The sequence below is a fragment of the Streptomyces nanshensis genome (assembly GCF_001751255.1).
Taxonomy (GTDB): domain Bacteria; phylum Actinomycetota; class Actinomycetes; order Streptomycetales; family Streptomycetaceae; genus Streptomyces; species Streptomyces nanshensis_A.
Genome location: NZ_LJGW01000509.1, coordinates 1 through 966 on the forward strand (window position 1 = coordinate 1; position 966 = coordinate 966).

Genomic DNA, 966 nt, shown 5'->3' on the forward strand with positions numbered 1-966 from the left:
CCCGCGCGCCGTGCTGCTCGGCGGCGCGCTGAGCGGGCTCGCCCCATGGCTTCTGCCCCCGCTGGAACGGGAGTTGCGGGGGCGGGCGGCGACACAGACGTCCCTGCCCGAGGTGGCGGTCTCCGCGATGGGCGGCGACGGGCCGTCGCTGGGCGCCGCGCACTCGGTCGTACGGGCCGTGCTCGACGACCCGCTGCCGTACGCCGTGCCACGCTGAGCGGCGGGACGGCGAGGCGGCGGAGGCCGGGCGCGACGGGCCGGACGCGGCGTCAACTACTCCGCTGGCTTCAGCAGTTCGGGCGAACAGCGGCCGGAAGCCGCACCCCGCGCCTGTGCTCCCCCACATGCTCGGACGTGTGACCCGACGCCGATGGCACCGCACCGCCTCAACTGCCCTGGTCGGTACGGCACTTGTCCTCGTCCTCGCCGCACCGTCGGCGGCGCTGTCCCCAACGTCCCCACCGTCCCCCTCGTCTCCGCAGCCCCCGCCGTCTCCCCCGGTGTCAGCGGCTCCGGCGTCGCCGCCCTCCCCCGTCCCGGAGAGCACGGGCCGCTTACACCCGTCCGGTCACGCCCCCACCGAAAAGGAGGGAGCGCGGATCGGCCTCGCCGTCCGTCTGGGCGGACGGTGTCCCTCGGCCTCGCTCGTCGTCATCGCCGATCTCCGGCGGCCGGACGTCATCGCCCGGCTGTGCGCCGGGAGTTGTGGATGCGTACGGCCCAAGCCCCCCGCGCCCTCCCCGACGCCCACGTTCACGCCTCCCACGCCGCCGACCTCCGAGCCGCCGCGCCCGTCGCCCACGGCGTCCGAACCCCCGCCTCCCTCGCCCACCAGCGCCCCGGCCGAGCCCCCGGACGTACGGCAGCCGCCGGGTGAGCGTCCCGCGCACGCGGCACCGCACCCGCACCCACACCCGCACCGGAAGCCGTCCGATCCGGCTGAGGCGGCCGACTCCCCTTCGCCCA

The 966-nt window shown here is 76.8% G+C and carries 1 pseudogene; it reads left to right on the forward strand.

Annotated features, from left to right (window positions below):
• Positions 1–217: pseudogene (locus AN218_RS29275) on the forward strand (ROK family protein); the annotation flags it as partial.
• Between the last annotated feature and the right edge of the window lie 749 nt (positions 218–966).